We start from the raw sequence: 26,253 nt of genomic DNA on the forward strand, positions 1-26,253 counted from the left end.
CGCGAAAATGAGTGATACACGACTCGCATCTATAATGGGCGGCAGCCATCCACTGGCGGCTTTGTCCAATCCACGAGAAGCGATCCGGCAGTTCACACCCAACTGGTTCGCCGCCACGATGGGCACCGGGATTCTTGCTCTGGCTCTGGGCCAACTGCCCTTCATTGCGCAGTGGCCCAAAGCGTTAGGGGAAGCCTTGTGGTTTTTTAATATCGTGCTGTTTTGCCTGTTTACGCTGATGTACGCGAGCCGTTGGGTGTTGTTCTTCGATGAGGCCAAACAGATTTTCGGCCACTCTACTGTATCGATGTTTTTTGGAACCATCCCCATGGGATTGGCGACCATCATCAACGGTTTTCTCCTTTATGGTTTGCCACGTTGGGGGGATGGGGTAGTTGCTTTAGCCGAAGTGTTGTGGTGGATCGATGTCGCCATGGCATTGGCCTGCGGGGTGCTGATCCCGTACATGATGTTTACTCGCCAGCAGCACAGCATCGATCAGATGACAGCGGTATGGCTGCTACCAGTAGTTGCGGCTGAGGTAGCTGCCGCCAGTGGCGGTCTATTGGCTCCGCACCTCGCTGACGCGAGCGCACAATTCACCATGCTCATCACCAGCTACGTGCTGTGGGCCTACTCGGTCCCCGTAGCCTTGAGTATCCTGGTGATCCTGTTACTGCGCATGGCGCTGCACAAACTACCTCATGAAAGCATGGCAGCATCGAGCTGGCTGTCTTTAGGGCCGATCGGTACCGGGGCTTTGGGGATGTTGGTGCTGGGCAACGATGCTCCAGCGATCTTTGCTGCTCATGGAATGGCAAGCATCGGCGGTGTAGCCGAGGGCATTGGTTTGATCGGTGGTGTGCTGTTCTGGGGGCTGGGATTGTGGTGGATGGTATTGGCGCTGCTAATTACCGGGCGCTACTTCAGGGAGGGTATCCCCTTCAACCTCGGCTGGTGGGGCTTCACCTTTCCGTTGGGGGTGTACGCCGTAACAACCCTCAAATTGGGCTCTATGCTGCACCTCACGTTCTTTAGCTTCTTTGGTGTGGTGCTGGTGTTGATGCTGACAGTCATGTGGATGATCGTCGCGGCCAAAACGCTGGCGGGTGCCTATCGCGGCAACTTGTTCGTCTCGCCGTGTATCGCCTCGCTGAACAAGGCGAGCAAGACCTGAGCAAATACACCTACGCATCCTGTCCACGGTTTACGTAAGCATCATGTGCACTGGTCAAGTCCATGCAATTGACCCCATAACGCGGGCACTATCGCTTCCTCAGCTGAAGATAGCTCCGGAAGCGGTTTTCTGTTTCACGCAGGGTTGCGGCTTCTGTTCCGGTCACGATGCGGGTTCCGCGTAGCATGGTCATGGTCATGGTGGTGATCTCCGTTGTTTTCCAGGTATTTGGTTTGCAGGCGGGTAATAGACAGGCAACAAAAAAGGCGCCGTGGGCGCCTTGGTCTGTTTCACTGATGGGTCAGAACGTGGGTCTATGTCTGGCCAATCGATGAGCACAAGCAACCGCGGCACCTGAGGTGGGGCCGTGAGGGTTATGTCGGTTACTGCCAGGAAATTGATTCATGGCTGATCCTTGCATGCTTTCAGCTATCGCTCAATCAGTAGCTTCAGGGGCACGGCTCACCTCAGCCGCGCCATGCTCAAGGCATCGACGAATACGCCATCGCGCACGGCGTAGTTGCGCAGGCGTCCTTCCTGTTCAAAACCGTACTTGCGATAAAGGCCTTGTGCTGCCTCATTGTCGGCAAACACGGTCAGTTCTACCCGGTGCAGGTTCATCCAGTTGTCTGCGATGTCCAGCGCCGCCGCCAGCAGTTTCGAGCCGATGCCCTTGCCTTGCCAGGCAGACGCTACGCCCATGCCTATAGCGCCGACATGGCTTTGTCGGCTGCGCGAGTATTGTTCCAGGCCGAGGCTGCCGATCACTTCGCCGCCACTGAGCGCGACCAGCTTCACATGTCGCTCTGTGCTGGCTGCCAGGCGTTTGCGCCACACTTCGATGGATTGATAAGGCATTTGCAGCACCTGACGACAGACTGCAGGCTCGCTGTAGAGCGCAGTGACGCCTTCAAGGTGGGTTTCGGCCATGCGCTGAATGAGGATTTGCGGGGCAGGGGCGTGCACGTTGATTCATTCCTTGAACTGTCAGTGGCTGGCCAGTGTAAGGCGCAGGCAAGGTGTGCGGCCAGTCTGCTCAATAAGGTGTTGCGCAGATTTTTCCATAAGTGTACCGTTGTGTTCACTTATGAAGAGGGTCGCATCATGTTAGCCACTTCGGTCGTTCAGCTGTCCCAGGAGCCCATCAAGCCAGGTATTGGCACGCGTATTTTCAACAGCAAGCAGGAGCTGCTGTCGGGTCAATTCGCCGGGGAAATCCGGGAACTGCTGGAGCAGCGAGGTGTGCTGGTGTTTCCGCAGATTGATTTTTCCGATACAGAGCAGATCGCTTTCACCCGCACGCTGGGCACTTTCTGTCCGGAAGCCAGTGATGGCCAGAACATCACCAAGATCAGCCTTGATGTCAAAGAGAACCCGGCAGGCGCTGAGTTTCTCAAGGGCTCGCTCTACTGGCATATCGACGGTACGAGCAGCGATGTGCCCATCCTGGCATCGTTGCTGTCTTGCAAGGTGCCCGCCAGTTGGGGAGGCAACACCGGTTTCTGTAATACCTATGCGGCTTACGAAGCGTTATCGAGCGCTGATAAACAACGTTACGAAAGCTTACGAGTAATTCACGCGCCATGGGCATCGTTACTCTATTACAATCCCGAGCCTGGCCTTGCGATGCTCAAGGCCATGCAGGCTATCGGCGAGAAGGAGTTGCCGCTGGTCTGGAGGCACCGGTCCGGTCGCAAGTCGCTGATTCTGGGATGCACTGCGCAGCAGGTCGTTGGCGTCAGCCTGGCGCAAAGCGCGCAGATTCTGGTCGGTCTTCGCGAGTGGGCCACAGCCGAGGCGTTCAGTTATAGCCATGCGTGGAAGGCAGGTGATCTGGTGATATGGGACAACACCGGCACCATGCACCGTGCGGAAGCTTACGACCCCGCGTGCGGGCGAATGATGCACCGCACCAAGTTGCAGGGCGAAGAGCCTTTCGAGTGATCTGCCGGGCCCGACACACGGGTGACGCCGTAGCTGTTATATCGAGTTGCTCATTGTGAGCTGAATCGTTTTGCCGGATTGGAGAAACGAGAATGTGCAGACCTAAAGAGCCCATTGCGGGCGTATTTCTACTGTTGGTTCTGGCTGCTGGAGGCTGGGTGGCTCAGGAGCCATTTCCTCATTTCGGGATTGATCTGCCTGCCGAGGCGTTATTGGAAGGGGAGCGCCCGGTCAAACCTGTGTCGCCCCGACACCGAACGCAATTTGATGAAAGCCAGTTCAGTAGCGCCATGCTTGAACTCGTGCCGATGTATGCGACCGTAGAGTAATCCTAAGGCTGTGTACGAAAAGTCGGCCAGCGAGGCCACTTTTTGTACAGAGCCTGCTTGAAGCGCTCAGGCCGCCCGTTTGCCCAGCAACTTCAGGCGTTTCAGCCAGCCATCTTTCTTGCCGGTCGTCCGGACCTGAACGATTTCCGGCATGTCGCGCAACTTCACCCAGATATCCCCACGCCATTGCAGCGTACCCAGGGTTGTGCCCTGCCACTGCATTTGGCAGTGAGTGGGGCCGTCGTTATTGATATCAAAGGCGCGGGCGCTCAGTGCGGGCAGCACGTCTTGTGTCAGCCAGCGTCGCAGGGCGCGGTTTTCCGGGATGTAATGGTGAATCAACAGGGCGAATACCGCAGACTCGCTGATCAGCAGGCATTTTTGCCATTCGCCGTGGGTCAACAACCATGCGGTGCGGCGTTGATCGGCGTCGAGCTTGCGGGTGTTGCGCTCGTCCAGACGCTTGCCCATCAGGCGGGCGATATCTTCCAGCGGGAACCAGGCTTCTGCTTGCATGACAACAGCGCGCAACATGCGACGGTGGCGCAGGAAGAGGGTGGGTTCGTGGTTTTCGGTGCAGGGAAGAAGGGGGAATGGGAGATCCATCGCGGCAAAGCTCCTTTCATGAAAGTGAGCCGCCTGCACATCACTGGACGAAATGGGTGGCGGCTGTGCGAAGGTTAGCGAACCGGCACCTCACAACGCCGGCAGACCCTGGAGTCTCCGACGCACAGCCGCCATAACAGTTGCTTCAAATGCACTGAGGCTGGAAGCATACATAAGCTAGCTGTGAGGTATTCGGATCGCTAAATCCGGCCGCTGATTTTGCAGCGACGGCGCACCTTAAATCCTCGATACAGCCCGCGCAAGCAACTGAAGTCTTCTCGGAAACTTCACACAGGGCGAAGAGATTTTTCAGTCGAGCGGCTTCATCCTTTCCTGCAAAATCAACGCTTCGTCCGCATGAAACGTGTTTTTCACCCGCATCAAGCGGCAGCTACATCAGTCTGTTTCGCTGATGTTGGCGAAGAAAATACAGCCGATCAATCTGGCAAACAGAGTCAGTGTTTCCGCCAGATCGGGGTCGTCAAACAACGTCACGTCGGAGTCGAGCGCACATAGCGCTCCGTACAACTGTCCGTTCGGAAGATGGATCGGCACGCCTGCATAACTCTCGATGGCGTAGCGCTTTACTACCGGCCGGTTCGCGTAGCGGCCGTTTTTGCTGATCTGCGGTACGAACAACGCTTCGGGGTTGACGCAAAACTCACTGCACAGCGTGGTCTCCAGTTTGAACACGTCCCCATCGTCGATGCCCAGGTCAGTCGGGTCGTATACAGAACAGGCGATCCAGTCCGCGTCGGTGAACTTTGCGATACTTGCAAAGCGCATGCCTGTCAGTCGGGTGACCAGCCTTAAAATGTTGGTCGTTGCCTCTATTTCGGCAATCGCAGAACGTTCCTCTGTGGTCAGGCCGTCTCGAGAAGCTGTCAACTCCAGACTCATGCAATTCTCCGAAATACTCGATGTGTAGGTACAGCGGCCCATGCTAACCGACTGGCGTGAAAGGCCATACGGGTTATTTGACGAGCCGATGTTTATTTTCGAGCATGAATTTTGACGCCAACTTTTAAAGTTTGAAGCTGCCCCGCCGACAACTGTGGGTTGTATCAATGGCAAGGACAAGCCGCTTATAACCCCCACAATGACCAGACAAGAGCAATTTACGGTGAACACTATGCTGAACAATATTTCTGTAAGGTCCAAGCTTGTGCTCGGGTTTGCCTTGGTCATTGTGCTGACCGTGCTGATTGCACTCACAGGCTGGTCGGGGATCAGTTCGCTGAGCGAACGAAGCGAGAGGATTGCCGATATCGGCAAGCTGAGCACGCTGACCCGTGATGTCCGTATAGCCCGCCTGGCTTATACGCTCAACTACGATGCCGAGCGCGCCAGCAACTGGCTGAAAGCTATCGATAGTCTCGAAAACCATGTGAAATATGCGCAGAAGGTTTTCGACTCTCCGCTCAACACCCCTCTGGTAAATGCTTCTGCTGAAGGGATGAAAGATTATCGTGTCCACTACGACAATCTGATGCAGGCCACTGCCGCCCGCGAGGCGACCCGTTCAGTGTTTGGCCAGTACGCTGATGCAGCCGCCGATGATTTGCAAAAGCTGAACGCCATTGCCCGATCCGATGACGGCAGTGCCTCGCAGCGCGACGACATTATTCAGGCGATGACGTTGTTTCAGAAAATGCGCTTCGACTTGCGTGGTTACACCTATTCCCTGAAAACCGAGAACCGGGCACCGGCGGAAGCGTCGATGAACGCGGTGATTAATTTTGTTAAAAATCTGAAAGGCTTCGACGGCCAGGCAGCGACGATCAAGCACCTTGTGGACGCGCTGCTCGGCTATCAGAACACGTTGACTCAGTTCACCGCGGCGCAGGAGAAGATCGATCAGGCACAGGCGGGGATCACTAAAACTATCGCCATTCTGTTTGATTCCGCCGACAAGCTGTCGGCAAATCAGGTCAACCTGAGAATAGAAGACGTGGGCGAGGCCAAGACCCTTCTGTCTGTCTGGCTGATTGCAGCATTGATCATGAGCGCCTTGGCGGCCTGGGTGATCACTCGCCTGATCGTCGGCCCGTTGCTGGACACACTGAAGCTGGCCGAGCGTGTGGCGGATGGCGATTTGACGTACAACCAGCCGGTCACGCGCAAGGATGAACTGGGCTTGTTGCAAGGCAGCATGCTGCGCATGACCAGCAACCTGCGCGAGCTGATTGGCGGCCTGCGCGATGGCGTGACACAAATCGCCAGCGCTGCCGAACAGCTTTCGGCCGTCACAGAGCAGACCAGTGCCGGGGTGAACAGCCAGAAGAGCGAAACGGATCAGGTTGCCACTGCAATGCACGAAATGTCTGCGACTGTTCAGGAGGTCGCGCGCAACGCAGAGCAGGCTTCCCATGCGGCGGTTAATGCTTCGAAGGAAGCCCGTGATGGCGAAGGTGTGGTTTCCAAGGCGGTTGCCCAGATCGAGAAACTCGCGACTGAAGTCAAACACTCCAAATCTGCAATGGACGAGCTCAAGAGCGAAAGCAACAAAATTGGCGGCGTTCTGGACGTGATCAAGGCGGTTGCCGAGCAGACCAATCTGTTGGCCCTCAATGCGGCCATTGAAGCGGCGCGTGCAGGTGAAGCCGGACGAGGCTTTGCGGTGGTGGCTGACGAAGTCAGAAGCCTGGCCCAGCGCACCCAGACATCGACGGAAGAAATCGCCGCGTTGATCAGTGGCCTGCACAGCCGTACATCGCAGGTGGCTACGATCCTCGACAACAGCCAGGCCCTGACTGAAAACAGTGTCGAGCTGACGCGCAATGCTGGCGTTTCCATCAATAACATGACCCAGGCGATCTCGACCATCGAGACGATGAATCACCAGATTGCCGCTGCCGCCGAAGAGCAGAGTGCGGTTGCCGAAGAGATCAACCGCAGCGTTCTGAACGTGCGCGACATTTCCGAGCAAACGGCGTCCGCCAGTGAAGAGACCGCGGCTTCCAGCGTCGAGCTGGCGCGCCTGGGTGTGCATCTGCAGAGCATGGTCAGCCGCTTCAAGGTCTGACTGTCAGCCCCGACAAACTCCCTCCGGTGTGGTCGGCAATGCCACGCACCGGAATCGGTTCGATGATAGTTGGGCGGTAAGTGCTTACCGCCCCCAGAGCCCGATCGCGTACTCCACAAAACTTCTCACTTTAGGCAGCCGATAACGATCCTGCACATACAGCAGGTTCATCGGTCGTCTGGGCAAGTGATAGCCCGGCAGCAGTGCAACCAGCCGGCCTTCCTGCAAGTCTCGCTGAACCAGCGCATCCGGTAGCATCACTACACCCATTCCAGCGCACGCCGCCTGATAAAGACCGGCAGAAGTGTTGGCAACCATCGAGCCGTCGACATCCACCAGCACTTCGCCTTCGGGGCCGGTCATACGCCATTGGGTGCCAGCCGTGCGCCACTCGTCTCCTGCCGGGTAGGAGAACGCCAGGCAATTGTGCGCACCAAGGTCCTCGGGGTGCGCAGGCGCTCCATTGCGAGCCAGATAACTCGGCGCAGCGCAGATGGTCAGGGTGTAGTCCTGCATGGGGCGCGCAATCAGCGGCGAGGACTGCGGGATGTTTCCCAAGCGTATGGCGATATCGAAACCATGGTCGATCATGTCCAGACGCTGGTTGGTCAGCACCAGATCAAGTTTGACCTCGGGAAAGCGCAGCGAGAACCCGGCAAGGGCCGGGGCCAGCACTTCCGAACCGAACGTCAGCGGCGCGGTGATGCGCAACGTGCCGCTGGGATCGCCTTGGGCCTGCTCGGCCAATTGCTCGGACTCGGCCACCAGCCCCAGTACTTCAAGACAACGCTCGTAATATGCGGTGCCGAATTCCGTCAAGCGCTGACGGCGGGTGGTGCGCTGCAACAGGCTGACGCCAAGGCGCTGTTCCAGTGCGCGCAGGTGGTTGCCAACCATCGTGGTAGAAATCGAACACGCCTGCGCTGCCGCCGTCAGGCTGCCTGCTTCGACCACCTTTACGTACACACGCATCGCCTGAAACAAATCCATTATCAAGCCCTACTTTAAAATGATTGAAGTATTTGGCTGTTTATCCATAAGGAGTGGTTAACGATACTGCAAAAACCGAAACATACCCAAGGAGCTTCACGTCATGACCACTGCCTGCCTGATGAGCACTTACCAACCTCTGGCCCTGAGTTTCACCCGTGGCCTGGGTACGCGTCTGTGGGACCAGAACGGGCGCCAATACCTGGATGCAGTGGCGGGCGTGGCAGTGACCAATGTCGGCCACTCGCATCCGCTGCTGGTTGAGGCCATTCGGGATCAGGCGGGCTTGCTGTTGCACACTTCCAATCTTTACCACATTGACTGGCAGCAGCGTCTGGCGCAGAAATTGAGCGTTTTATCGGGGCTGGACCGGGTGTTTTTCAACAACTCCGGTGCCGAGGCCAACGAGACTGCGCTGAAGCTGGCGCGCCTGCACGGCTGGCACAAGTACATCGAGCGGCCTTTGGTGGTGGTTATGGAGAACGCCTTTCACGGCCGCACGCTGGGCACACTGTCGGCCAGTGACGGACCGGCTGTGCGCCTGGGCTTCAGTACCTTGCCGGGGGATTACATCAAAGTACCCTTTGGCGATCTGGCTGCGTTTGACAAGGTCTGCGTGACTTACGGGCACCGCATCGCCGCCGTACTGGTGGAGCCGATTCAAGGCGAAGGCGGCGCACAGGTCGCGCCAGCCGGGTATCTCAAGGCGCTGAGGGAGCGCTGCACGCGGCGTGACTGGCTGTTGATGCTCGACGAAATCCAGACCGGCATGGGGCGGACCGGCAAGTGGTTTGCCTTTCAGCACGAAGGCATCGTGCCGGACGTCATGACCCTGGCCAAGGGTTTGGGCAACGGTGTGCCGATAGGAGCCTGTCTGGCAAGGGGCAGGGCGGCGCAATTGTTCACCCCCGGCAGCCACGGCAGTACGTTCGGCGGTAACCCGCTGGCCTGTCGGGTCGGTTGCACGGTGATCGACATCATCGAACAGCAGGCACTGGTGAAAAACGCTGCGCTGCAAGGCCGCCACTTGCTTGAGCGGCTGCGCAACGTGCTTGGTGCTCACCCGCAGGTGCTGGAGATTCGTGGGCTGGGGCTGATGATCGGTATCGAATTGCGGCAGGCCATACCCGAGTTGACCCGGATCGCGGCTGAGGAATACGGCCTGTTGATCAACGTCACGCGCGGTAAGGTCATCCGTCTTCTGCCGCCATTGGTGCTGAACGCTGCCGAGGTGGAACAGATCGTTCAAGGCCTGCTGGCGAGCCTCGACAGCGCCCTTTACAAATCGCTTGAGCGCTCTGCCTGAAGCAAGGGATTAAGGAAAAGGACTACATCGGGCTGTACCGGGATGACCCATATGCGGTAGAACAGTCCAGCATCGCGTATGTCTGCGCGCGATGGCTACCCAATGGATTTGAAAGGAGCCCACCATGTTAATCCGGTCCCTGACCCTCGCCACCCTGCTTGTCGCTGCCGGTACAGCGCTTGCCGCTGACAGCGATGGCCCTTTGGCCCAGGAGCGCGGCAAGTCGCGCCCGCTGATCATCATCGCACCGAGCCCGGCTGATCCGGCGCTGAGCCACCTCAAGGACGCGCTGAAGGAGTCTGCCAATCATAAAGACTTCACAGAGCGCAATATGGTGCTGTTCACGGTGGTGAACACCATCGGCGAGCGTGACGGCAAGAGCATGGACCCCCAGTCGACCATGGCCTTGATTCGTGAATTGAAGCTGGGCGCGGGTGTCGGCACCAAGGTCATTCTGGTGGGCAAGGACGGCGAGAAAAAGATCGACAAGACTATCGGCAAGTCAGAGTCGATAGACCTGAAAGAGATTTTCGCCACCGTTGACCAGATGCCAATGCGCGAGAAAGAGGCATCCGCGCCGCCACCAGAACCGGAAGCCAAGCCTGCACCGGCGGAAAAACCGGCCAAGCCAGTCAAGGGCGGGGCACCTGGCAAGACGCTGGATGACTGAGTGACCGGCGCAGCGCGCGGTGATCGCGCGCTGCGCCTGGTGTGCCGTTCAGCTCACTCGCCGCGAATGTACTGCTCAAGCTGCTGAATGAGACTGGCCTGTTCGGCAATGGCTTCCTTCACCAGGTCGCCGATCGACAGCAGGCCCAGCAACTGGCCGTCTTCCACGACCGGCAGATGGCGCAGATGGCTGTCGGTCATGATCCCCATGCACGCTTCGACGCTCTGTTGCGAGTCGACGGTAATGACTTTGCTGCTCATGATTTCTCTGACCGGCGTGCCTACCGAGGAGCGCCCCTTGAGGATTACCTTGCGTGCATAGTCGCGCTCACTGACGACGCCGACCACCACGTTGCCCTCGACCACCGGCAGCGCACCGATGTTCTTTTCCGCCATCAGCTTGAGCGCATCCAGCACCATTTGGTCCGGGCCAATGGTATGCACTTGCTGGTTTTGCAGGTCTTTCAATTTCAGTAGTTGGGCGACGGTTTTCATGCTGCTCTCCGTGATCGGGACCTGTAAGACTGTAGTGCATTTTCAGGCGCACTACAGAATCGTGCAGCGCGCAGAGTCGAGCAACAAATAAATAGGGATAAGGGGCATAGACGCAATTAATTGACGGCACCTGAAAATGGCCTGAATTCGACTGCCGACCGCGCGCTTGACCTCACAGCCAAGTAGAATCAACGGTTTCGCCATGCGGTCGAGGTAGCAGCGTTGGATTTACAGCAGGGCTTCATCCTGAGTCGGCACTGGCAAGATACGCCCGCCGGGACCGAGGTCGACTTCTGGTTGGCCACCGATCAGGGGCCTCGCCATATTCGCCTGCCTTGCCAGCCCTCTGTCGCCTTTATTCCTGCCGAGCAGGGCGAGCGTGCGCGTTCGCTGTTGCGTACCGAGCGCGGGGTGCAATTGCGTCCGCTGGAGCTTTGCGATTTTCGCCATCGACCTGTGCTTGGTGTGTATTGCCAGCAGCACCGCCAGTTGATGAACATCGAAAAACTGCTGCGCAGAGGCAATGTCGACGTTTACGAGGCGGACATTCGCCCGCCCGAGCGCTACCTGATGGAGCGCTTCATCACCGCGCCGGTGCAATTCAGCGGTACGCCGAATGCCGAGGGCGTGCTTTGCGACGCGCAGATCAAGCCGGCCCCCGATTACCGTCCCAACCTGAAGCTGGCGTCGCTCGATATCGAAACCACGGCGCGTGGCGAGCTGTATTCGATTGCGCTGGAGGGCTGTGGCCAGCGCCAGGTTTACATGTTGGGGCCACCCAATGGTGGCGACGAGGTGCTGGATTTTCAGCTCGATTATTGCGATACCCGCGCGCAGCTGCTGGAGTGCCTGAATGGCTGGCTGGCGCTGCACGACCCTGACGCAATCATCGGCTGGAACGTTGTGCAGTTCGACCTGCGGGTTCTGCATGAACATGCCCAGCGTCTGCAAGTGCCGTTGCGACTCGGGCGTGGCGGTGAAGCAATGGGCTGGCGCGAGCATGGCAGCCGTAACAATCATTTTTTTGCCGAGGTCAGCGGGCGGCTGATCATCGACGGGATCGAGGCCTTGCGTTCCGCGACCTGGAGCTTTCCGTCGTTCAGTCTCGAGAATGTCGCGCAGACCCTGCTGGGCGAGGGCAAGGCCATTGATACGCCTTACCAGCGCATGGACGAAATCAACCGCATGTTCGCCGAGGACAAGCCTGCGCTGGCGCGTTACAACATCAAGGATTGCGAGCTGGTGACGCGCATCTTCGCCAAGACCCAGTTGCTGACCTTTCTGCTCGAACGCGCCACCGTAACGGGCCTGCCCGCTGACCGCAGCGGTGGTTCGGTGGCCGCGTTCTGCCATCTGTACATTCCGCTGATGCACCGCCAGGGCTTCGTCGCGCCCAATCTGGGCGAACGCATGCCGGAGGCAAGCCCTGGTGGTTTTGTGATGGATTCCCAGCCTGGGCTTTATGAATCGGTGCTGGTGCTGGACTACAAGAGCCTTTATCCGTCGATCATTCGCACCTTTCTCATCGACCCGGTGGGGTTGATCGAAGGCATGCGTCATCCCGAGGACAGCGCGTCGGTGCCAGGCTTTCGCGGCGCGCGCTTTTCCCGCACTCGCCATAGCCTGCCAGCGATAGTGGAACGTGTGTGGCAAGGTCGTGAGGCCGCCAAGCGCGAGCAGAATGCGCCGTTGTCCCAGGCTCTGAAAATCATCATGAATGCCTTCTACGGCGTGCTGGGTTCGAGCGGCTGCCGGTTCTTCGATCCGCGGCTGGCCTCATCAATCACCTTGCGCGGGCATGAAATCATGCTCAAGACCCGCGACCTGATCCAGGCACAGGGCTATACCGTGATTTATGGCGACACCGACTCGACGTTTGTCTGGCTGGGCCGTCCTCATGGGCAGGAAGAAGCGGCAAGTATCGGCAAGACGCTGGTGCAAGAGGTCAACCAGTGGTGGCGCGAGCATCTGCACAATGAATATGGCTTGCACAGTGCGCTGGAGCTGCAATACGAAACACATTTCCGCCGCTTCCTGATGCCAACCGTGCGCGGCGCGGAGGAGGGCAGCAAGAAACGCTACGCCGGACTGGTCACTCGCGCTGACGGTTCCGAGGAGATGGTCTACAAGGGCCTGGAAACCGTGCGCACCGACTGGTCGCCGCTGGCTCAGCAGTTTCAACAGGAGCTGTACCTGCGCATCTTCAAGCGCCAGCCGTATCAGGATTATGTTCGTGACTACGTGCAGCGCACCCTGTCAGGCGAGCTGGATGACCTGTTGATCTACCGCAAGCGCCTGCGTCGCAAGCTCGATGATTATCAGCGCAACGTGCCGCCCCACGTGCGCGCCGCGAGGCTCGCCGATGAATACAACGATCAGCAGGGTCGTCCGCGTCAATACCAGAGCGGCGGCTGGATCAGCTACGTGATGACCACCGCCGGACCGGAACCTCTTGAGATTCGTCACGCGCCGATTGACTACGATCATTACGTTACGCGCCAGTTACAACCACTGGCGGATGCGATCCTGCCGTTTGTCGACGACGATTTCAGCACGTTGATCGGCGGGCAATTAGGCTTGTTCTAACGCGCACCGAGCTGCTCGGCGATCCACGGCAGTACCTGCTCGCATGAGGCGTCGATCTTCATTTCAAGCAATTCGTCTGCGCGGGTCTTGCCGTGGTTGATGGCGAAGACCGGTTTGCCCTGTTCGACCATTGCCTTGCACAGACGGAACGCCGACCAGGCCATCAATGACGTGCCGACCACCAGCAAGCCTTCCGCCTGCTCGACACTCGACGTTGCCTTGGCAGCGGTCTGCGGCGCGACGTTCTCACCAAAGAACACAACGTCCGGCTTGAGTCTGTCGCCGTCGCAATGCGGGCAGCGGGGCACACTGAAACCGGCCTCGAAAGCCGGGTCCAGCAGGGTGTCGCCATCGGGTGCCTGTTTGGCATCAACGCCGAGCAGATAGGGGTTTTGCTCGAGCATCTGCTCTTGAATATCCGCCCGCTCGCTGCGTTGCTGACAATCCAGGCACAGCACGCGGTGCAGGCTGCCGTGCAGTTCGATGACGTCCTGGCTTCCGGCCTGACTGTGCAGTGCATCGACGTTCTGGGTGATCAGCCCGCTGATGGCATTTTCAGCCTGCAACGCAGCCAGTGCACGATGCGCGGCATTGGCCTGCGCCGCACGAATACGCGGCCAGCCCAGCATCGCCCGCGCCCAGTAACGTTGGCGCGCAGCGGGGTTGCCGACAAACTCCTGATACATCATCGGCTGTTTGCCACGCCGCACGCCGTCCTTGTCGCGATAGTCCGGAATGCCGGACGCAGTGCTGATGCCTGCGCCGGTGACGACCAGAAAGGACTTGTCGGTCATTGTCTCGCAAAGTGTTTCGAGCTGACTGTGGGTTGTAGTGTCCAGCATCTTCAAACCTCGAATGACCCGTATTGTCCGGACCTGTGCCTGCGAGATTAGCAGGCAGGTGCGAGCTGTGAGCGGCCAAGGCGGGCGTTGGTTCAATAGACCGTTGTCCACCTGGGGGCACACGTGGCAACCTTGGTTCTTTAACGTCTTGCCAAGGAAGCTCAAATGCGCTCGTTTCATTTCAAACAGCTGGATGTGTTCAGCGATCAGCCTTTGCTCGGTAATCCGCTGGCGGTGGTGCTGGGCGCGGACGGGCTGAGTGATGAACAGATGGCCGCCTTTGCACGCTGGACCAACCTGAGTGAAACCACGTTTCTGCTCAAACCGACAGACCCGCGCGCCGACTATCGTGTTCGTATTTTCACGACCTTTAGAGAGCTTTCGTTTGCAGGTCACCCCACTCTGGGCAGTTGCCATGCCTGGCTCGAAAGCGGTGGTGCAGCGCAGGGTGAGGAAATTATCCAGGAGTGCGGGATCGGTCTGGTGCGCATTCGTCGCGAGGGCCGCGGGCTGGCATTCACTGCGCCGCCTTTGTTGCGTTCGGGCACCGTAGACCCTGAATTGATCGAGCAGATCCGCCTCGGTATGAAGCTGGGGGCGGGCGAGATTCTGGATGCGCGCTGGGTAGATAACGGCCCGGGTTGGGTCGCCTTCCGGCTGGCAGATCGCGCCAGTGTTCTGAGGTTGCAGCCGGATTACACACTATTGAGCGGCCTGAAACTCGGCGTCGTTGCGCCATGGGACCCGGCAGTCGATGGTGATGAGGCGCAGTTTGAAGTGCGCGCTTTTGTACCGGGCGACGGCGTGGTGGAAGACCCGGTGACCGGCAGCCTCAATGCCGGAATCGCTCGCTGGTTTCTGGAAGAGGGGCTGGCACCGGACCATTACATCGTCAGCCAGGGTGCCGCGCTCAGCCGCAAGGGACGAGTCTCCATTCAGCGTGTAGGTGAAGATATCTGGGTGGGCGGCTCTACGGTTACCTGTATTGAAGGGCGCGTTTCGCTTTAGGCGCTCATCGTCATAAACAACACTTGAAGAGCTCGGAATACCGGGTAACAAGAGCCCGAGAGCGAAAGACTCAATCCCTGTGCGCAATCTTTTTGCCACGTCGGGCGGCGATATCGCTGGCCTGGCCGTCGCGTTGTTTGCCAGTCCGGGCCTGGGTGATCAGCGCTGGAATCAAAGGGCCTTCGGGCAGGTTCTTCCAGAAGCGCGAAGGGAAGTGGCCTTCCATGACTTTGGGGTTCAGACGTGCAGGGTTGAAGATGTGACTGTAATAGGTGAGCCACAACTCGCCATGCGGGTCTTCGACCTGCCGGGCCATGGTCTGCCACGCTTCAGGGCAGCGGCGCTCGTGGATCAGCTGCTTGCCGTCGTAATACACGCCGTCCTGGGGAGTCGCGATCATCCAGCGGTGCTGGCCCATGCGGCCGATGAAATGCTCACTGGCACTGAGCAGAATGTCGTGCGCTGGCTCATGCCAGGCCACGTACTGCGGGCGCATGATGGCCACGTCATCAGCGACAGGCGGCAAGGCGACAAAACGTAGAAACGCGTGCAGATGATGCGCCTCACGTCTGACCGACTTGAGACGACGGTGCAGCTCGCTGCCGAGTTTGTCGCCGGCCATCATGGCCGTGCGATCACCGTGGGTGACGCGCCACAGCACTTCGTACAACAGGCTCCAGCGCTGATCGCCCCGGTAGCGCGAGGCGCTTTCCAGCAGTTGCACCAATTCCAGCGGAACCCGGGCCTGAAAGGGGCCCTGTTCCTGCGGGTATTCTTCTTCGCTGCCAAACAGGTCGGCGGCGTCCGGTGACTTCCAGCTGACCTGGCTGGGGTCGATCTCATGGCTCAGCAGCCAGCGCGCTTGTAGCCGCCAAGTGCCGAACAGGTCGTCGCAGTCCAGACAGATCATCCCCACAGCCCCATTTGCTGAGGCTGCGGCCGGTCACGCAACTGGTGATGCAGAAATTCGCTGGTGGTTTCCGCATGCGGCGGGTGGTAATCGCTGGTAATGATAAACGGCTTGGCCTTGGCCAGTATGCAGCGCATGCGGGTGAGGTCTTCGTAGCGGATACGCCGCTGCCTGCGCAGCTCGACCAGCCGCTGGGTGGTACGAATGCCGATGCCTGGCACCCGGGCAATCAGCGCCGCGTCGGCCTTGTTCAGGTCCAGCGGAAACACCTGCCGGTTGCCCAGCGCCCAGGCCAGCTTGGGGTCAATGTCCAGCGCCAGGTCACCGGGGCCGCTGAGCAATTCACCTGCAGTAAAACCGTAGCCGCGCAAAAGGAAGTCGGCCTGGTACAGCCGGTGCTCGCGCATCAGCGGCGGTGCCGCCAGGGGAACGCTGTTGGGGCTGTTGGGGATCGGGCTGAACGCTGAATAGTAGACCCGGCGCAGTTTGAAGTTGCTGTACAGCGATTGCGCGCTGTGCAGGATGGTGCTGTCGTCGGTAGCGTCGGCACCGACGATCATTTGCGTACTTTGCCCGGCCGGGGCAAAGCGCGGCGCTCGCGGCTCGTTGCGCACGGTTTGCTCGCCGGTGTAAATGGTCTGCATGGCCTGTTTGATCGACGCGACGTCTTTTTCCGGTGCAAGGGTTTGCAGGCTCAGGTCGGTCGGCAGCTCGATATTGACGCTGAGGCGGTCGGCATAGCGACCGGCTTTTTCGATCAGCGCCGGATCGGCGTCGGGGATGGTCTTGAGGTGGATATAACCGCGAAACTCGTGCACTTCGCGCAACAGCCGGGCGACCTCGACCAGTTGCTCCATGGTGTAATCCGCAGAGCGGATGATCCCGGAACTCAAAAACAGCCCACTGACGCAATTGCGACGGTAGAAGTCCAGCGTCAGGGTGACCACTTCTTCGGGTGTGAAGCGCGCACGAGGCACGTCGCTGGAGCGGCGGTTGACGCAGTATTGGCAGTCGTAAAAGCAGAAATTGGTCAACAGGATTTTCAGCAGCGACACGCAACGCCCATCCGGCGTATAGCTATGGCAGATGCCCATGCCGTTGGTGGAACCCAGCCCGGATTTGTCCTGCGAGCTGCGCTTGGGTGCTCCACTGCTGGCGCACGACGCATCGTACTTGGCGGCGTCCGCCAGAATGCTGAGCTTGTCGATAAGCTGCATGAAGTGCCCCTTTACTGTTTGCATGTACAGTATAGGGTCGGCTGCAGCTCGACAAGTACCGTACAGCGGGCCTGCACGTATCGCTATGGGTTAACGATTTTCAGCGATAGTGAAGTCTTGTCCGGACGGGCGCACTCAAGGATGAATGTTATTTAATAACATTTACGTGATCGGTATGTAATACTGTAACAAATAGTTGCAGGTTACTTTCGCGTGAAAACTCCTTTTGCCTCGATAGCAGGCTCCGTGCTGGCCCAATCGGCCTGGAAGCGGGTCCTGTTTTCTCTTGCGGTGCTGATATTGCTCTGGCTGGCCATCGGCTGGTCGGTGGCCATTCCATGAGTGCAGCCATTGCTCTGGAAAACCTTACTGTGGCCTATGAGCGCCGCCCGGCGGTGCACCACATCAGCGGGCGTTTCGAAGCGGGCAGCCTGACGGCCATCGTCGGCCCGAACGGGGCGGGTAAATCGACCTTGATCAAGGCCATCGCCGGCACCATGAAGCCCGCTCAGGGGCGCGTCGACCGTGGCCGCCTGGCGACCCGCACGATAGGCTACTTACCCCAGGCCGCAGAAATCGATCGCAGTTTTCCGCTGAGCGTCGCCGATACCGTTTCGATGGGGGCCTGGCACAGCATCGGGCCGTTTCGCAGCCTGACACGCAATCATGCACGACTGACCGGGGAAGCGCTGAGCACGGTCGGCCTGGAGGGCTTTGAAGGGCGCAGCGTCGGTTCGTTGTCATCCGGCCAGTTCCAGCGGGTGCTGTTTGCCCGACTGCTGCTACAGGACGCTTCGGTGATTCTGCTGGACGAGCCATTCACCGCCATCGACGCACGCACCACTCGTGATCTGCTGGAACTGGTGCGCGCCTGGCACGGGCAGGGACGCACAGTGATCGCGGTCCTGCACGATATCGAACAGGTGCGTCAGCACTTTCCGCAAACCCTGCTGATGGCCCGCGAAGCCATTGCCTGGGGCGAAACCTCGCAAGTGCTCAGCGCCGCCAACCTGCGCAAGGCGCGCAACATGGCCGAGTACTGGAGCCCGGACGCCTTGCTGTGTGATAGCGAGGACGAGCGCTCATGATGCTCTATAGCCTGGTCGTCGAGCCTTTTATCGAATTCGGTTTCATGCGCCGCGCGCTGGTGGCGTGCCTGGCGCTGGGGATTGGTTCCGGGCCGGTGGGCGTGCTGTTGATGCTGCGCCGTATGAGTCTGGTGGGCGATGCCATGAGCCATGCGGTGCTGCCCGGCGCGGCGGTGGGCTTCATGGTCGCCGGGCTGTCGTTGCCCGCGATGGGCTTCGGCGGGCTGATCGCCGGGCTGGCAGTGGCCTTGCTTTCAGGGCTGGTGAGTCGGTTGACCTCGCTGCGTGAAGACGCCAGCTTTGCCAGCTTTTACCTGACCTCTCTGGCGGCCGGGGTGCTGATCGTTTCGCTGCATGGCTCCAGTGTCGACCTGCTGCATGTACTGTTCGGCACCATTCTGGCCATCGATGACACGGCTATCTACATGGTCGGCAGCATCGCTTCCTTCACGCTGATTCTGTTGGCAGTGATCTATCGCCCATTGGTGCTGGAATGCTTCGATCCGGGCTTCCTGCGTGCGGTCGGCGGACGCGGCTCGCTGTACCACGTGTTGTTCCTGCTGCTGGTGGTGCTGAACCTGGTCGCAGGTTTTCAGGCGCTGGGCACCTTGATGGCCGTGGGCATGATGATGCTGCCGGCAACCGCGGCTCGTTTCTGGACCAACTCGCTGAGTGGCCTGATGGTGATTTCGACACTCCTGGCGACCTTGTCAGGCCTGATCGGCCTGATCGTTTCCTACCACCTTGGCGTCGCCTCGGGCCCGGCCATCGTGCTTACCGCCAGTGCGTTCTACGGCCTTTCCCTGTTGTTCGGGCGCACGGGCATCGTGCGCCGGCTGTTTCCCAAACCTCACCTGGCTAACTGAAAAGGTACGTCATGAAACGATTGATGGTGTTGAGTTCCATAGCTGCACTGGCGCTGTCTGCATTCGCCAGCCTGGCCCAGGCCAAACCGCTGGAAGCCGTCGCGTCGTTCACGGTCATCGCGGACATGGTCAGTACGGTCGGCGGCGACCGTGTTCACGTAAAGTCCCTGATCGGCCCGAACGGCGATCCGCATGTCTACGAGCCAACCCCAGGTGATGCCCAGGCGTTGAAAAATGCCGACCTGGCGTTTGTCAGTGGCCTGCATCTGGAAGGCTGGATGGATCGTCTCATCAAAGCGTCGGGCTACAAGGGCAAGCCGGTAGTGCTCTCTGAAGGGATCAAGACCCGCAGCATGGACGAAGACGGCAAGCGCATTGTCGACCCGCACGCCTGGAACAGCGCCGCCAACGGGGTGATTTATGTGCGTAACATTATCGCCGCGCTGAAGAAAGCCGACCCGGACGGGGCCAGCGAGTATCAGGCCAATGGCGATCGCTACATCGTCGAGCTGCAGCAACTGGACATTTACGCCCGCGATCAGATTCAGTCGATTCCGGCCGCCAAGCGCAAGATCCTCACCTCTCATGACGCGTTCGGCTACTTTGGCGATGCCTATGGCGTAACCTTCCTGTCACCGTTGGGCTTGTCTACCGAATCGGAAGCGTCGGCAGCTGATGTCTCGAAACTGATTCGTCAGATCAAGGCCGAGCATGTCAGTGCCTACTTCTTCGAAAACTCCAGCGACCCGCGTCTGGTCAAGCAGATTGCCGAAGCCAGTGGTGCCCAGCCAGGCGGCGAGTTGTATGTTGAAGCCTTGTCGCCAGCCGATGGCCCTGCGTCGACCTACGCCAAGATGTTCCGTTACAACGTCGACACCCTGACTGCGGCAATGAAGCGCAATCAGTAACCTTGAGAGTCGCCAGCCCCTGGGTTTCAGGGGCTGGGCGACTTTCAACCAACGTCACTAGTTATTGAGAAACTTGAACACGGTGGTCTGGGTATAGGTTTTGCCTGGGTCCAGTCGTGTGCTGGGGAATTTCGGCTGATTGGGCGCATCAGGATAGTGCTGGGTCTCCAGGGTAAAGGCACCCCAGTGCGGGTAGACCTTGCCCGCCTTGCCGTGAATGCTGCCGTCCAGGAAGTTGCCGGTATACAGTTGTACGCCTGGCTCGGTAGTGAACAGCTGCAACCTGCGGCCTGATTGCGGGTCGCTGACCTCGGCGGCCAGTTTCTTCACATCACCCTTAGTGTCGAGTACCCAGTTGAAATCAAAGCCGCCTTGCTTGGGTTCGGCATATTTCAACTGTTGGTGATCATCCTTGATGTGCTTGCCGAACGCGGTGGGCTTGAGGAAGTCCATCGGCGTGCCTGCGACGGCAGGCAGTTCGCCGGTCGGGATCAGCTTGTCGTTGACCGGTGTGTAGTGCGAAGCGTGCAGGGTGGCGACCTGTTTGAGGACATCACCACTGCCTGCACCCGCCAGGTTGAAATAGCTGTGGTTGGTCAGGTTCAGCACAGTCGGCTTGTCAGTGGTGGCGCGGTAGTCAATCTTCAGCTCGTTTTGCTCATTCAGGCTGTAAGTGACTTCGGTTTTCAACGTGCCCGGAAAGCCCATCTCGCCATCCGGCGACACGTAGGTCAGCTTCACACCGACCGAATCACCGGTCTTGGTTTCTTCTGCCTTCCAGAGTCGTTTGTCAAAACCCTGAGTGCCGCCGTGCAGGGCATTGGTCTTGTCGTTGAGCGGGACCTGGTAGGTCTTGCCATCCAGGCTGAACTTGCCGCCTGCCAGGCGGTTGCCGAATCGGCCTATGGTCGCGCCGAAGTAAACCGTGCCGTTGTTCTGGTAGCCCTGAACATCGTCGAAGCCCAGGACGATGTCCTCGACCTTTCCGGCCTTGTCAGGCACCAGCAGCGACTGCAGCGTCGCGCCGTAGGTGATGATGCTGGCCTGCACGCCGTGACTGTTGCGCAGGGTGAATTTCTCGACGGCAGTGCCGTCGGGCAGTTGGCCGAAAGTGCTGTGTTCGCTGGAGAGTGCCGCGGCCTGTGCAGTCAAGGTGCTGATCATCAAGGACAGTCCAAGGGTGCTGAGGAGAGCATGTGTTTTCATCTGATCTGCCTGCTTTTATTGTTATTGGTAAGACTATTTGATCGGATTAAAGCCGATGCATGGATTTATAGCCTATAAAATGCCACTTGAAAAATAAATTGTAATACTATTTAGTAGTGCCAGCTTCACTGAGGCGCGGTGCCCGTGGCGGTCGATCCGCTGGGTGCCTGCGAAACAGGTCGACTGGGCACGCAGGTTGGACAAGACTGCGACGCAAACATCCAAAAAGTGCCTTTACAACAATAACAAAGGACATTTTTCATGAACTGGTTGCCCGTTTCCGAGCACCGTTTCAAGCTGGCCGAGGGCTCCTTCTGGGACGCCGCAGAGCAGGCCTTGTACTGGGTCGACATTGCCGGTTTTCTGGCTTGTCGGCTGGTTGCCGGGGAGTATCGCCAATGGCGCATGCCCGAGCCGGTCTCTGCGTTTATACCGACCGAGCAGGGCGACGCACTGGTGACTCTGGCCAGCGGTGTGTATCGCCTGGACCTCAAATCCGAAAAAACCTCACTGGCGTTGTTCTGCGTGGCAGACCCGACCCCTGGCAATCGCGCCAACGAGGCCCGTTGCGACGCGCGCGGCCGCCTGTGGCTGGGCAGCATGCAAAACAATATCGATGCCGAAGGCAAAGACGTACCTTTGGTTCGTCGTTCAGGCGGGCTGTTCCGGGTTGAACCCGACGCCCGCGTGACGCGTTTGCTGGACGGGCAGGGCATCGTCAATACCCTGCTTTGGAATACCGACGGCAGCGTGCTGTACAGCGCCGATACCCTCGACGAAGTGATCTACCAATACCCTGTGCTGGAAGATGGCTTGCTGGGACCACGTCAGGTATGGGCGGCCGAGCAGAGCCAGGGTTCGCCCGACGGCTCGGCAATGGATGCCGAAGGTTATGTCTGGAACGCGCGCTGGGGAGGCAGTTGCCTGATCCGCTTTGCCCCCGACGGCAGTGTCGACCGGGTTATCGAGCTGCCCGTCAGCCATCCCACCAGTTGCGTGTTCGGTGGTCCTGACCTGGAGACGCTGTATGTCACCAGTGCAGCGCCTGCCGATGCTCATGGGCGGTTCGATGGCGCGGTACTGATGGCGCATGTCGGCGTCAAAGGAACGCTGTGTCAGCGCTTCAGCGCTTGAAAAAAGTGCCGCGCCGTCGCCTTTTCTGCAGCGGCGTCGCGATGGGAAATGCAGGAGTGACATTCGGTTACATAGCGGTCATTCATTATATGGTATGACTATTTAATCGGTTCTCGGACGCTCCCGCGTTTGCAACCGCCACCTCGCTGAACGCTGTAGCTATTCAATAAAAATAAGGAGTTAGCTATGTTGAGTCGTCACGGGATTCGTTCCCTGTGCTGTGCCGCCGTCACCACCGCCATTCTGGGCATGAGTGGCATCACCTCCGCTGCTGATGAAGTCAAAATCGGCTTTCTGGTCAAGCAGGCTGAAGAGCCTTGGTTCCAGACCGAATGGGCGTTTGCTGAAAAGGCAGGCAAGGAGCATGGTTTTACCGTGCTCAAGATTGCCGTGCCAGACGGTGAAAAGACTCTTTCCGCTATCGACAGCCTGGCCGCCAACGGTGCCAAGGGCTTTGTGATCTGCCCGCCTGATGTCTCTCTGGGCCCTGCAATCGTGGCCAAGGCCAAGGCGCTCGGTTTGAAAGTCATGGCCGTGGACGATCGTTTTGTCGACGCCAAAGGCAACTTCATGGAGGACGTGCCATATCTGGGCATGGCAGCCTTTGAAGTGGGCCAGAAGCAAGGTGCCGCCATGGCCACCGAAGCGAAGAACCGCAAGTGGGATGAGGGCGGGTGGAAAGGCACCTACGCGATCATCAACACTTACAACGAGCTGGACACCGGCAAGAAACGCACTGACGGTTCGGTGAAGGCGCTTGAAGAGGCCGGTTTGCCGAAAGATCACATCCTGTTCACCGCGCAGAAAACCCTTGATGTACCGGGCAGCATGGACGCCACCAACTCGGCGCTGCCAAAACTGCCGGGCGATGCGAAAAACCTGATCATCGGCGGCATGAACGACAACACTGTGCTGGGTGGCGTACGCGCGACGGCGAGCAATGGTTTCAGCGCGAAAAACGTTATCGGGATCGGCATCAACGGCACCGATGCCATTGATGAACTGAAGAAAAAAGAGAGTGGCTTCTTTGGCTCCATGCTGCCAAGCCCGGACAAGGAAGGCTACAACACCGCGCTGTATATGTATAAGTGGGTCACCGAGGGCGTCGAACCGCCTAAATATACCGCTATGGACGATGTGACACTGATCACCCGCGCCAACTTCCAGGAAGTATTGACCAAGATCGGTCTGTGGAAGTGAGTTGACTGAGGGGCCTGATGTTCAGGCCCCTCACACGTGCGAGGAGGTTGGTTTCATGCCACAGGCTATCGAGCAAACATCCATAAACGGTGCCTTGCGCTTCAATGGCATCGGCAAGGTTTTCCCCGGCGTAAAGGCGCTTTCGGACATCAGTTTCGAAGCGCGCCCCGGCAGTGTTCACGCCTTGATGGGAGAGAACGGTGCCGGTAAATCCACGCTGCTGAAAATCCTCGGCGGCTCTTATCAGCCCAATAGCGGCACCTTGCAGATCGGTGAGCAGAGCTACCAGTTCAAATCCACCGCCGAGAGCATTGCGGCGGGTGTGGCGGTGATTCACCAGGAGTTGCATCTGGTGCCGGAAATGACTGTCGCCGAGAACCTGCTGCTTGGGCACATGCCCAATCGTTTCGGTTTGATCAATCGTGGCGCGATGTACCGTCGGGCAGGCGAGTTGCTCAAAGGCCTGGCTGACGAAATCGACCCGCGCACTCGCCTGGGTGATCTTTCACTGGGCCAGCGGCAATTGGTGGAAATCGCCAAGGCCATGTCACGCAATGCGCACGTCATCGCCTTTGACGAACCCACCAGCAGCCTGTCGGCACGTGAAATTGACCGGTTGATGGCGATCATCGTGCGGCTGCGCGACGAGGGGCGGGTGATTCTTTACGTATCCCATCGCATGGAAGAAATCTTCCGTGTCTGTGATGCCGTAACGGTATTCAAGGACGGTCGGTTTGTAAAAACCTTCGAGCAGATGGCCGATCTGGATCATGACCGGCTGGTGACCTGCATGGTCGGCCGGGATATTCAGGACATCTACAACTACCGTCCGCGTCAGCATCAAGGGCCCAGCCTGCGAGTGACCGGGTTACTGGGGCCGGGGTTGCACGAACCGGTGAGTTTTGCCGTAGAGAAGGGTGAAGTGCTGGGGTTCTTTGGGCTGGTGGGCGCCGGGCGTACCGAGCTGTTCCGTCTGCTGTCGGGTCTGACACGCAGCACGGCAGGCACGTTGCAGCTGGACGGCAAGCCATTGACGCTCAAGTCCCCGCGTGACTCGATCGAAGCGGGCATTCTGCTCTGCCCGGAGGACCGCAAAAAGGAAGGTATCGTGCCGCTGTCCAGCGTCGCGGAGAACATCAACATCGGTGCACGACCCCGGCATGTAAATCTTGGCTGCCTGATCCAGGGCCGCTGGGAGCGCGAAAACGCGCGCAGCCAGATCAAGTCGATGAACGTCAAGACACCATCGCCCGAGCAACAGATCATGTTCCTCTCCGGCGGCAATCAGCAGAAGGCGATTCTCGGTCGCTGGCTGTCGATGCCGATGAAGGTCCTGTTGCTGGACGAGCCCACCCGCGGGATAGACGTCGGTGCCAAGTCCGAGATCTACGAGATCATTCACGACCTGGCCGCCGACGGGATTGCGGTCATCGTGGTGTCCAGTGACCTGATGGAAGTCATGGGTATTTCCGACCGCATTCTGGTGATGAGCGAAGGCGCGATCACCGGTGAACTCAACCGCGATGAGGCTGATGAATCGCGACTCCTGCAATTGGCTCTGCCTCGTACGCGCAGCTGATAACCGGTCCCCTGACCATGAACAATAAGAAAGAGGTGCATATGTCTACCGAATCCAGCCTGCAGGCTCCCCGTCAGGGCATGAACCTGCGTCGTTTTGCCGATGACTGGGTGATGCTCCTGGCTGCCGTGGGAATCTTCCTGCTGTGCGCCGTGTTCATCGACAACTTCATGTCACCGCTGAACATGCGGGGGCTAGGCCTTGCGATTTCCACCGTAGGCATTGCTGCCTGCACCATGCTCTTCTGTCTGGCGTCCGGGCACTTCGACCTGTCGGTCGGTTCGGTGCTGGCCTGTTCCGGGGTGATCGCCGGGATTGTTATCCGCGACACCGACAGCGTGTTTCTCGGTGTTTCTGCCGCGCTGGCGCTGGGGCTGGTGGTTGGCCTGATCAATGGCATCGTGATTGCCAAGCTGCGCATCAATGCCCTGATCACGACTCTGGCGACCATGCAGATCGTGCGCGGCCTTGCGTATATCTTCTCCAACGGCAAGGCCGTCGGCGTCTCCAACGAGGATTTCTTCATCTTCGGCAACGGCCAGATATATGGCGTGCCAGTGCCGATCCTGATCACCATCGCCTGCTTCATATTCTTCGGCTGGTTGCTCAACTACACCACCTACGGGCGCAACACCATGGCCATCGGTGGCAACCAGGAAGCTGCATTGCTGGCGGGTGTGCATGTTGATCGCACCAAGATCATCATCTTCGCGGTTCACGGGCTTGTCGGGGCACTGGCTGGCGTGGTGCTGGCTTCGCGTATGACCTCGGGGCAGCCAATGATCGGTCAGGGTTTCGAGCTGACCATCATCTCGGCTTGCGTACTGGGCGGTGTTTCGCTGAGCGGCGGCATCGGCATGATCCGCCATGTAATCGCTGGTGTGCTGATTCTGGCGATCATCGAGAATGCAATGAACCTGAAGAATATCGATACGTTCTACCAATACGTGATTCGCGGCACGATTCTGTTGCTGGCGGTGATCATTGACCGACTGAAACGTCGCTGAACCTGTTGGCCGCTGTTATGGCGTTGCTGTTTAGTCGCGAGGGCATGAGCGACATGGATCGAGATGCAAGTAGCGGCTGAGTTCAGGGGGCTGATCACTTGCAGAGTGGACAGGTAACAACGGTATTGTTCTATAACAGTGCAGCCGCAAAGTGACTACTT

At 58.8% G+C, this 26,253-nt stretch carries 24 protein-coding genes and 2 pseudogenes; 17 read left to right on the forward strand and 9 right to left on the reverse strand.

Annotated elements, in window-relative coordinates; genetic code table 11:
- Positions 1 to 7 precede the first annotated feature (7 nt).
- A complete protein-coding gene (locus tag RYC17_RS03660) occupies positions 8 to 1,177 on the forward strand; it encodes a TDT family transporter (protein WP_058402560.1) in 1,170 nt (389 codons plus the stop codon).
- Between the two features lie 462 nt (positions 1,178 to 1,639).
- On the opposite strand, the gene RYC17_RS03665 is transcribed toward RYC17_RS03660, so the two are convergent.
- On the reverse strand, positions 1,640 to 2,143 hold the full coding sequence (locus RYC17_RS03665; RefSeq protein WP_122281390.1) for a GNAT family N-acetyltransferase: 504 nt from the start codon (positions 2,141 to 2,143) through the stop codon (positions 1,640 to 1,642).
- A gap of 138 nt (positions 2,144 to 2,281) precedes the next feature.
- Here RYC17_RS03665 and RYC17_RS03670 point away from each other — a divergent pair, with 138 nt between their 5' ends.
- Together RYC17_RS03670 and RYC17_RS03675 are read left to right on the forward strand one after the other, a co-directional pair.
- Positions 2,282 to 3,121 (forward strand): TauD/TfdA dioxygenase family protein, encoded by an 840-nt coding sequence (locus RYC17_RS03670; protein ID WP_219171467.1) that lies wholly within the window; start codon positions 2,282 to 2,284, stop codon positions 3,119 to 3,121.
- Positions 3,122 to 3,213: 92 nt separating this feature from the next.
- Entirely contained in the window at positions 3,214 to 3,450 is a 237-nt protein-coding gene (locus RYC17_RS03675) for a hypothetical protein (protein WP_054077285.1), read from the forward strand.
- Between the two features lie 66 nt (positions 3,451 to 3,516).
- Here RYC17_RS03675 and RYC17_RS03680 read toward each other — a convergent pair whose 3' ends face one another.
- Positions 3,517 to 4,056 (reverse strand): Bro-N domain-containing protein, encoded by a 540-nt coding sequence (locus RYC17_RS03680; RefSeq protein ID WP_058401394.1) that lies wholly within the window; start codon positions 4,054 to 4,056, stop codon positions 3,517 to 3,519.
- A 396-nt stretch (positions 4,057 to 4,452) separates the two neighbouring features.
- Positions 4,453 to 4,956, reverse strand: coding sequence for a GAF domain-containing protein (locus tag RYC17_RS03685; protein ID WP_057402324.1), 504 nt, complete (start codon positions 4,954 to 4,956; stop codon positions 4,453 to 4,455).
- A 232-nt stretch (positions 4,957 to 5,188) separates the two neighbouring features.
- Here RYC17_RS03685 and RYC17_RS26885 point away from each other — a divergent pair.
- A pseudogene (locus tag RYC17_RS26885) lies at positions 5,189 to 6,226 on the forward strand (methyl-accepting chemotaxis protein); the annotation flags it as partial.
- Between the two features lie 255 nt (positions 6,227 to 6,481).
- A pseudogene (locus RYC17_RS26890) lies at positions 6,482 to 7,081 on the forward strand (methyl-accepting chemotaxis protein); the annotation flags it as partial.
- A gap of 84 nt (positions 7,082 to 7,165) precedes the next feature.
- On the opposite strand, the gene RYC17_RS03695 reads toward RYC17_RS26890, so the two are convergent.
- Positions 7,166 to 8,071, reverse strand: coding sequence for a LysR substrate-binding domain-containing protein (locus RYC17_RS03695; protein WP_058407526.1), 906 nt, complete (start codon positions 8,069 to 8,071; stop codon positions 7,166 to 7,168).
- A 103-nt stretch (positions 8,072 to 8,174) separates the two neighbouring features.
- On the opposite strand from RYC17_RS03695, the gene RYC17_RS03700 reads away from it, so the two are divergent.
- A complete protein-coding gene (locus RYC17_RS03700; RefSeq protein WP_058407525.1) occupies positions 8,175 to 9,377 on the forward strand; it encodes an aspartate aminotransferase family protein in 1,203 nt (400 codons plus the stop codon).
- 124 nt (positions 9,378 to 9,501) lie between these two features.
- On the forward strand, positions 9,502 to 10,047 hold the full coding sequence (locus RYC17_RS03705; RefSeq protein ID WP_057402320.1) for a DUF4174 domain-containing protein: 546 nt from the start codon (positions 9,502 to 9,504) through the stop codon (positions 10,045 to 10,047).
- Positions 10,048 to 10,100: 53 nt separating this feature from the next.
- Here the strand turns inward: RYC17_RS03705 and RYC17_RS03710 are convergent, their stop codons facing one another.
- Positions 10,101 to 10,541 (reverse strand): CBS domain-containing protein, encoded by a 441-nt coding sequence (locus tag RYC17_RS03710; protein WP_057402319.1) that lies wholly within the window; start codon positions 10,539 to 10,541, stop codon positions 10,101 to 10,103.
- A 222-nt stretch (positions 10,542 to 10,763) separates the two neighbouring features.
- Between RYC17_RS03710 and RYC17_RS03715 the strand changes: the two genes are divergently transcribed.
- Complete coding sequence (locus tag RYC17_RS03715; RefSeq protein ID WP_219171472.1) at positions 10,764 to 13,127, forward strand: DNA polymerase II; 2,364 nt, start codon at positions 10,764 to 10,766, stop codon at positions 13,125 to 13,127.
- On the opposite strand, the gene RYC17_RS03720 is transcribed toward RYC17_RS03715, so the two are convergent.
- Positions 13,124 to 13,969 carry an NAD-dependent protein deacetylase gene (locus tag RYC17_RS03720; protein WP_219171473.1) on the reverse strand — a complete coding sequence of 282 codons (846 nt, stop codon included), beginning with the start codon at positions 13,967 to 13,969 and terminating at the stop codon, positions 13,124 to 13,126. The two genes, RYC17_RS03715 and RYC17_RS03720, sit on opposite strands and share 4 nt — an antisense overlap.
- A 165-nt stretch (positions 13,970 to 14,134) precedes the next feature.
- Between RYC17_RS03720 and RYC17_RS03725 the strand changes: the two genes are divergently transcribed.
- Complete coding sequence (locus tag RYC17_RS03725) at positions 14,135 to 14,977, forward strand: PhzF family phenazine biosynthesis protein (protein WP_058407522.1); 843 nt, start codon at positions 14,135 to 14,137, stop codon at positions 14,975 to 14,977.
- A 70-nt stretch (positions 14,978 to 15,047) separates the two neighbouring features.
- Here the strand turns inward: RYC17_RS03725 and RYC17_RS03730 are convergent, their stop codons facing one another.
- Both RYC17_RS03730 and RYC17_RS03735 read right to left on the reverse strand, forming a co-directional pair.
- On the reverse strand, positions 15,048 to 15,887 hold the full coding sequence (locus tag RYC17_RS03730) for a TIGR03915 family putative DNA repair protein (protein WP_219171474.1): 840 nt from the start codon (positions 15,885 to 15,887) through the stop codon (positions 15,048 to 15,050).
- Positions 15,884 to 17,104 carry a putative DNA modification/repair radical SAM protein gene (locus RYC17_RS03735; RefSeq protein WP_219171476.1) on the reverse strand — a complete coding sequence of 407 codons (1,221 nt, stop codon included), beginning with the start codon at positions 17,102 to 17,104 and terminating at the stop codon, positions 15,884 to 15,886. The genes RYC17_RS03730 and RYC17_RS03735 overlap by 4 nt, the downstream gene beginning before the upstream one ends.
- A 213-nt stretch (positions 17,105 to 17,317) precedes the next feature.
- Between RYC17_RS03735 and RYC17_RS03740 the strand changes: the two genes are divergently transcribed.
- Genes RYC17_RS03740 through RYC17_RS03755 form a run of 4 tightly spaced genes read left to right on the forward strand, consistent with a single transcriptional unit; the run spans position 17,318 to position 19,966 of the window.
- Entirely contained in the window at positions 17,318 to 17,446 is a 129-nt protein-coding gene (locus RYC17_RS03740; protein ID WP_002553552.1) for a hypothetical protein, read from the forward strand.
- Positions 17,443 to 18,192 carry a zinc ABC transporter ATP-binding protein AztA gene (gene aztA, locus RYC17_RS03745; protein ID WP_005733071.1) on the forward strand — a complete coding sequence of 250 codons (750 nt, stop codon included), beginning with the start codon at positions 17,443 to 17,445 and terminating at the stop codon, positions 18,190 to 18,192. Before RYC17_RS03740 ends, aztA begins: the two co-directional genes overlap by 4 nt.
- Positions 18,189 to 19,058, forward strand: coding sequence for a metal ABC transporter permease (locus RYC17_RS03750; RefSeq protein WP_002553554.1), 870 nt, complete (start codon positions 18,189 to 18,191; stop codon positions 19,056 to 19,058). Before aztA ends, RYC17_RS03750 begins: the two co-directional genes overlap by 4 nt.
- An 11-nt stretch (positions 19,059 to 19,069) precedes the next feature.
- A complete protein-coding gene (locus RYC17_RS03755; protein ID WP_058407520.1) occupies positions 19,070 to 19,966 on the forward strand; it encodes a metal ABC transporter substrate-binding protein in 897 nt (298 codons plus the stop codon).
- Positions 19,967 to 20,023: 57 nt separating this feature from the next.
- On the opposite strand, the gene RYC17_RS03760 is transcribed toward RYC17_RS03755, so the two are convergent.
- Positions 20,024 to 21,172, reverse strand: coding sequence for an aldose epimerase family protein (locus tag RYC17_RS03760; protein WP_058407519.1), 1,149 nt, complete (start codon positions 21,170 to 21,172; stop codon positions 20,024 to 20,026).
- Between the two features lie 261 nt (positions 21,173 to 21,433).
- Between RYC17_RS03760 and RYC17_RS03765 the strand changes: the two genes are divergently transcribed.
- From RYC17_RS03765 to araH, 4 genes are all read left to right on the forward strand, one after another.
- Positions 21,434 to 22,306: an SMP-30/gluconolactonase/LRE family protein gene (locus RYC17_RS03765; RefSeq protein WP_058407518.1), complete on the forward strand. Its 873-nt coding sequence runs from the start codon at positions 21,434 to 21,436 to the stop codon at positions 22,304 to 22,306.
- 186 nt (positions 22,307 to 22,492) lie between these two features.
- A complete protein-coding gene (locus tag RYC17_RS03770; RefSeq protein ID WP_003410036.1) occupies positions 22,493 to 23,506 on the forward strand; it encodes a substrate-binding domain-containing protein in 1,014 nt (337 codons plus the stop codon).
- A gap of 55 nt (positions 23,507 to 23,561) precedes the next feature.
- Positions 23,562 to 25,085, forward strand: coding sequence for an L-arabinose ABC transporter ATP-binding protein AraG (araG, locus tag RYC17_RS03775; RefSeq protein ID WP_316902538.1), 1,524 nt, complete (start codon positions 23,562 to 23,564; stop codon positions 25,083 to 25,085).
- Between the two features lie 41 nt (positions 25,086 to 25,126).
- Positions 25,127 to 26,092 carry an L-arabinose ABC transporter permease AraH gene (araH, locus tag RYC17_RS03780; protein ID WP_004664988.1) on the forward strand — a complete coding sequence of 322 codons (966 nt, stop codon included), beginning with the start codon at positions 25,127 to 25,129 and terminating at the stop codon, positions 26,090 to 26,092.
- Positions 26,093 to 26,253: the final 161 nt, after the last annotated feature.

The sequence above is a fragment of the Pseudomonas syringae group sp. J248-6 genome (assembly GCF_032586995.1).
Taxonomy (GTDB): Bacteria; Pseudomonadota; Gammaproteobacteria; order Pseudomonadales; family Pseudomonadaceae; genus Aquipseudomonas; species Aquipseudomonas amygdali.

Excerpts from the sequence above, each read along its gene's own strand:
- aztA (WP_005733071.1), top strand. The coding sequence starts at position 17,443 with ATGAGTGCAGCCATTGCTCTGGAAAACCTTACTGTGGCCTATGAGCGC.
- RYC17_RS03670 (WP_219171467.1), top strand. The coding sequence starts at position 2,282 with ATGTTAGCCACTTCGGTCGTTCAGCTGTCCCAGGAGCCCATCAAGCCA.
- RYC17_RS03760 (WP_058407519.1), bottom strand. The coding sequence starts at position 21,172 with ATGAAAACACATGCTCTCCTCAGCACCCTTGGACTGTCCTTGATGATC.
- RYC17_RS03730 (WP_219171474.1), bottom strand. The coding sequence starts at position 15,887 with ATGATCTGTCTGGACTGCGACGACCTGTTCGGCACTTGGCGGCTACAA.
- RYC17_RS03705 (WP_057402320.1), top strand. The coding sequence starts at position 9,502 with ATGTTAATCCGGTCCCTGACCCTCGCCACCCTGCTTGTCGCTGCCGGT.
- RYC17_RS03755 (WP_058407520.1), top strand. The coding sequence starts at position 19,070 with ATGAAACGATTGATGGTGTTGAGTTCCATAGCTGCACTGGCGCTGTCT.
- RYC17_RS03680 (WP_058401394.1), bottom strand. The coding sequence starts at position 4,056 with ATGGATCTCCCATTCCCCCTTCTTCCCTGCACCGAAAACCACGAACCC.
- RYC17_RS03720 (WP_219171473.1), bottom strand. The coding sequence starts at position 13,969 with ATGCTGGACACTACAACCCACAGTCAGCTCGAAACACTTTGCGAGACA.
- RYC17_RS03735 (WP_219171476.1), bottom strand. The coding sequence starts at position 17,104 with ATGCAGCTTATCGACAAGCTCAGCATTCTGGCGGACGCCGCCAAGTAC.
- RYC17_RS03725 (WP_058407522.1), top strand. The coding sequence starts at position 14,135 with ATGCGCTCGTTTCATTTCAAACAGCTGGATGTGTTCAGCGATCAGCCT.
- araH (WP_004664988.1), top strand. The coding sequence starts at position 25,127 with ATGTCTACCGAATCCAGCCTGCAGGCTCCCCGTCAGGGCATGAACCTG.
- RYC17_RS03695 (WP_058407526.1), bottom strand. The coding sequence starts at position 8,071 with ATGGATTTGTTTCAGGCGATGCGTGTGTACGTAAAGGTGGTCGAAGCA.
- RYC17_RS03710 (WP_057402319.1), bottom strand. The coding sequence starts at position 10,541 with ATGAAAACCGTCGCCCAACTACTGAAATTGAAAGACCTGCAAAACCAG.
- RYC17_RS03675 (WP_054077285.1), top strand. The coding sequence starts at position 3,214 with ATGTGCAGACCTAAAGAGCCCATTGCGGGCGTATTTCTACTGTTGGTT.
- RYC17_RS03750 (WP_002553554.1), top strand. The coding sequence starts at position 18,189 with ATGATGCTCTATAGCCTGGTCGTCGAGCCTTTTATCGAATTCGGTTTC.
- RYC17_RS03770 (WP_003410036.1), top strand. The coding sequence starts at position 22,493 with ATGTTGAGTCGTCACGGGATTCGTTCCCTGTGCTGTGCCGCCGTCACC.
- RYC17_RS03660 (WP_058402560.1), top strand. The coding sequence starts at position 8 with ATGAGTGATACACGACTCGCATCTATAATGGGCGGCAGCCATCCACTG.
- RYC17_RS03685 (WP_057402324.1), bottom strand. The coding sequence starts at position 4,956 with ATGAGTCTGGAGTTGACAGCTTCTCGAGACGGCCTGACCACAGAGGAA.
- RYC17_RS03765 (WP_058407518.1), top strand. The coding sequence starts at position 21,434 with ATGAACTGGTTGCCCGTTTCCGAGCACCGTTTCAAGCTGGCCGAGGGC.
- RYC17_RS03700 (WP_058407525.1), top strand. The coding sequence starts at position 8,175 with ATGACCACTGCCTGCCTGATGAGCACTTACCAACCTCTGGCCCTGAGT.
- araG (WP_316902538.1), top strand. The coding sequence starts at position 23,562 with ATGCCACAGGCTATCGAGCAAACATCCATAAACGGTGCCTTGCGCTTC.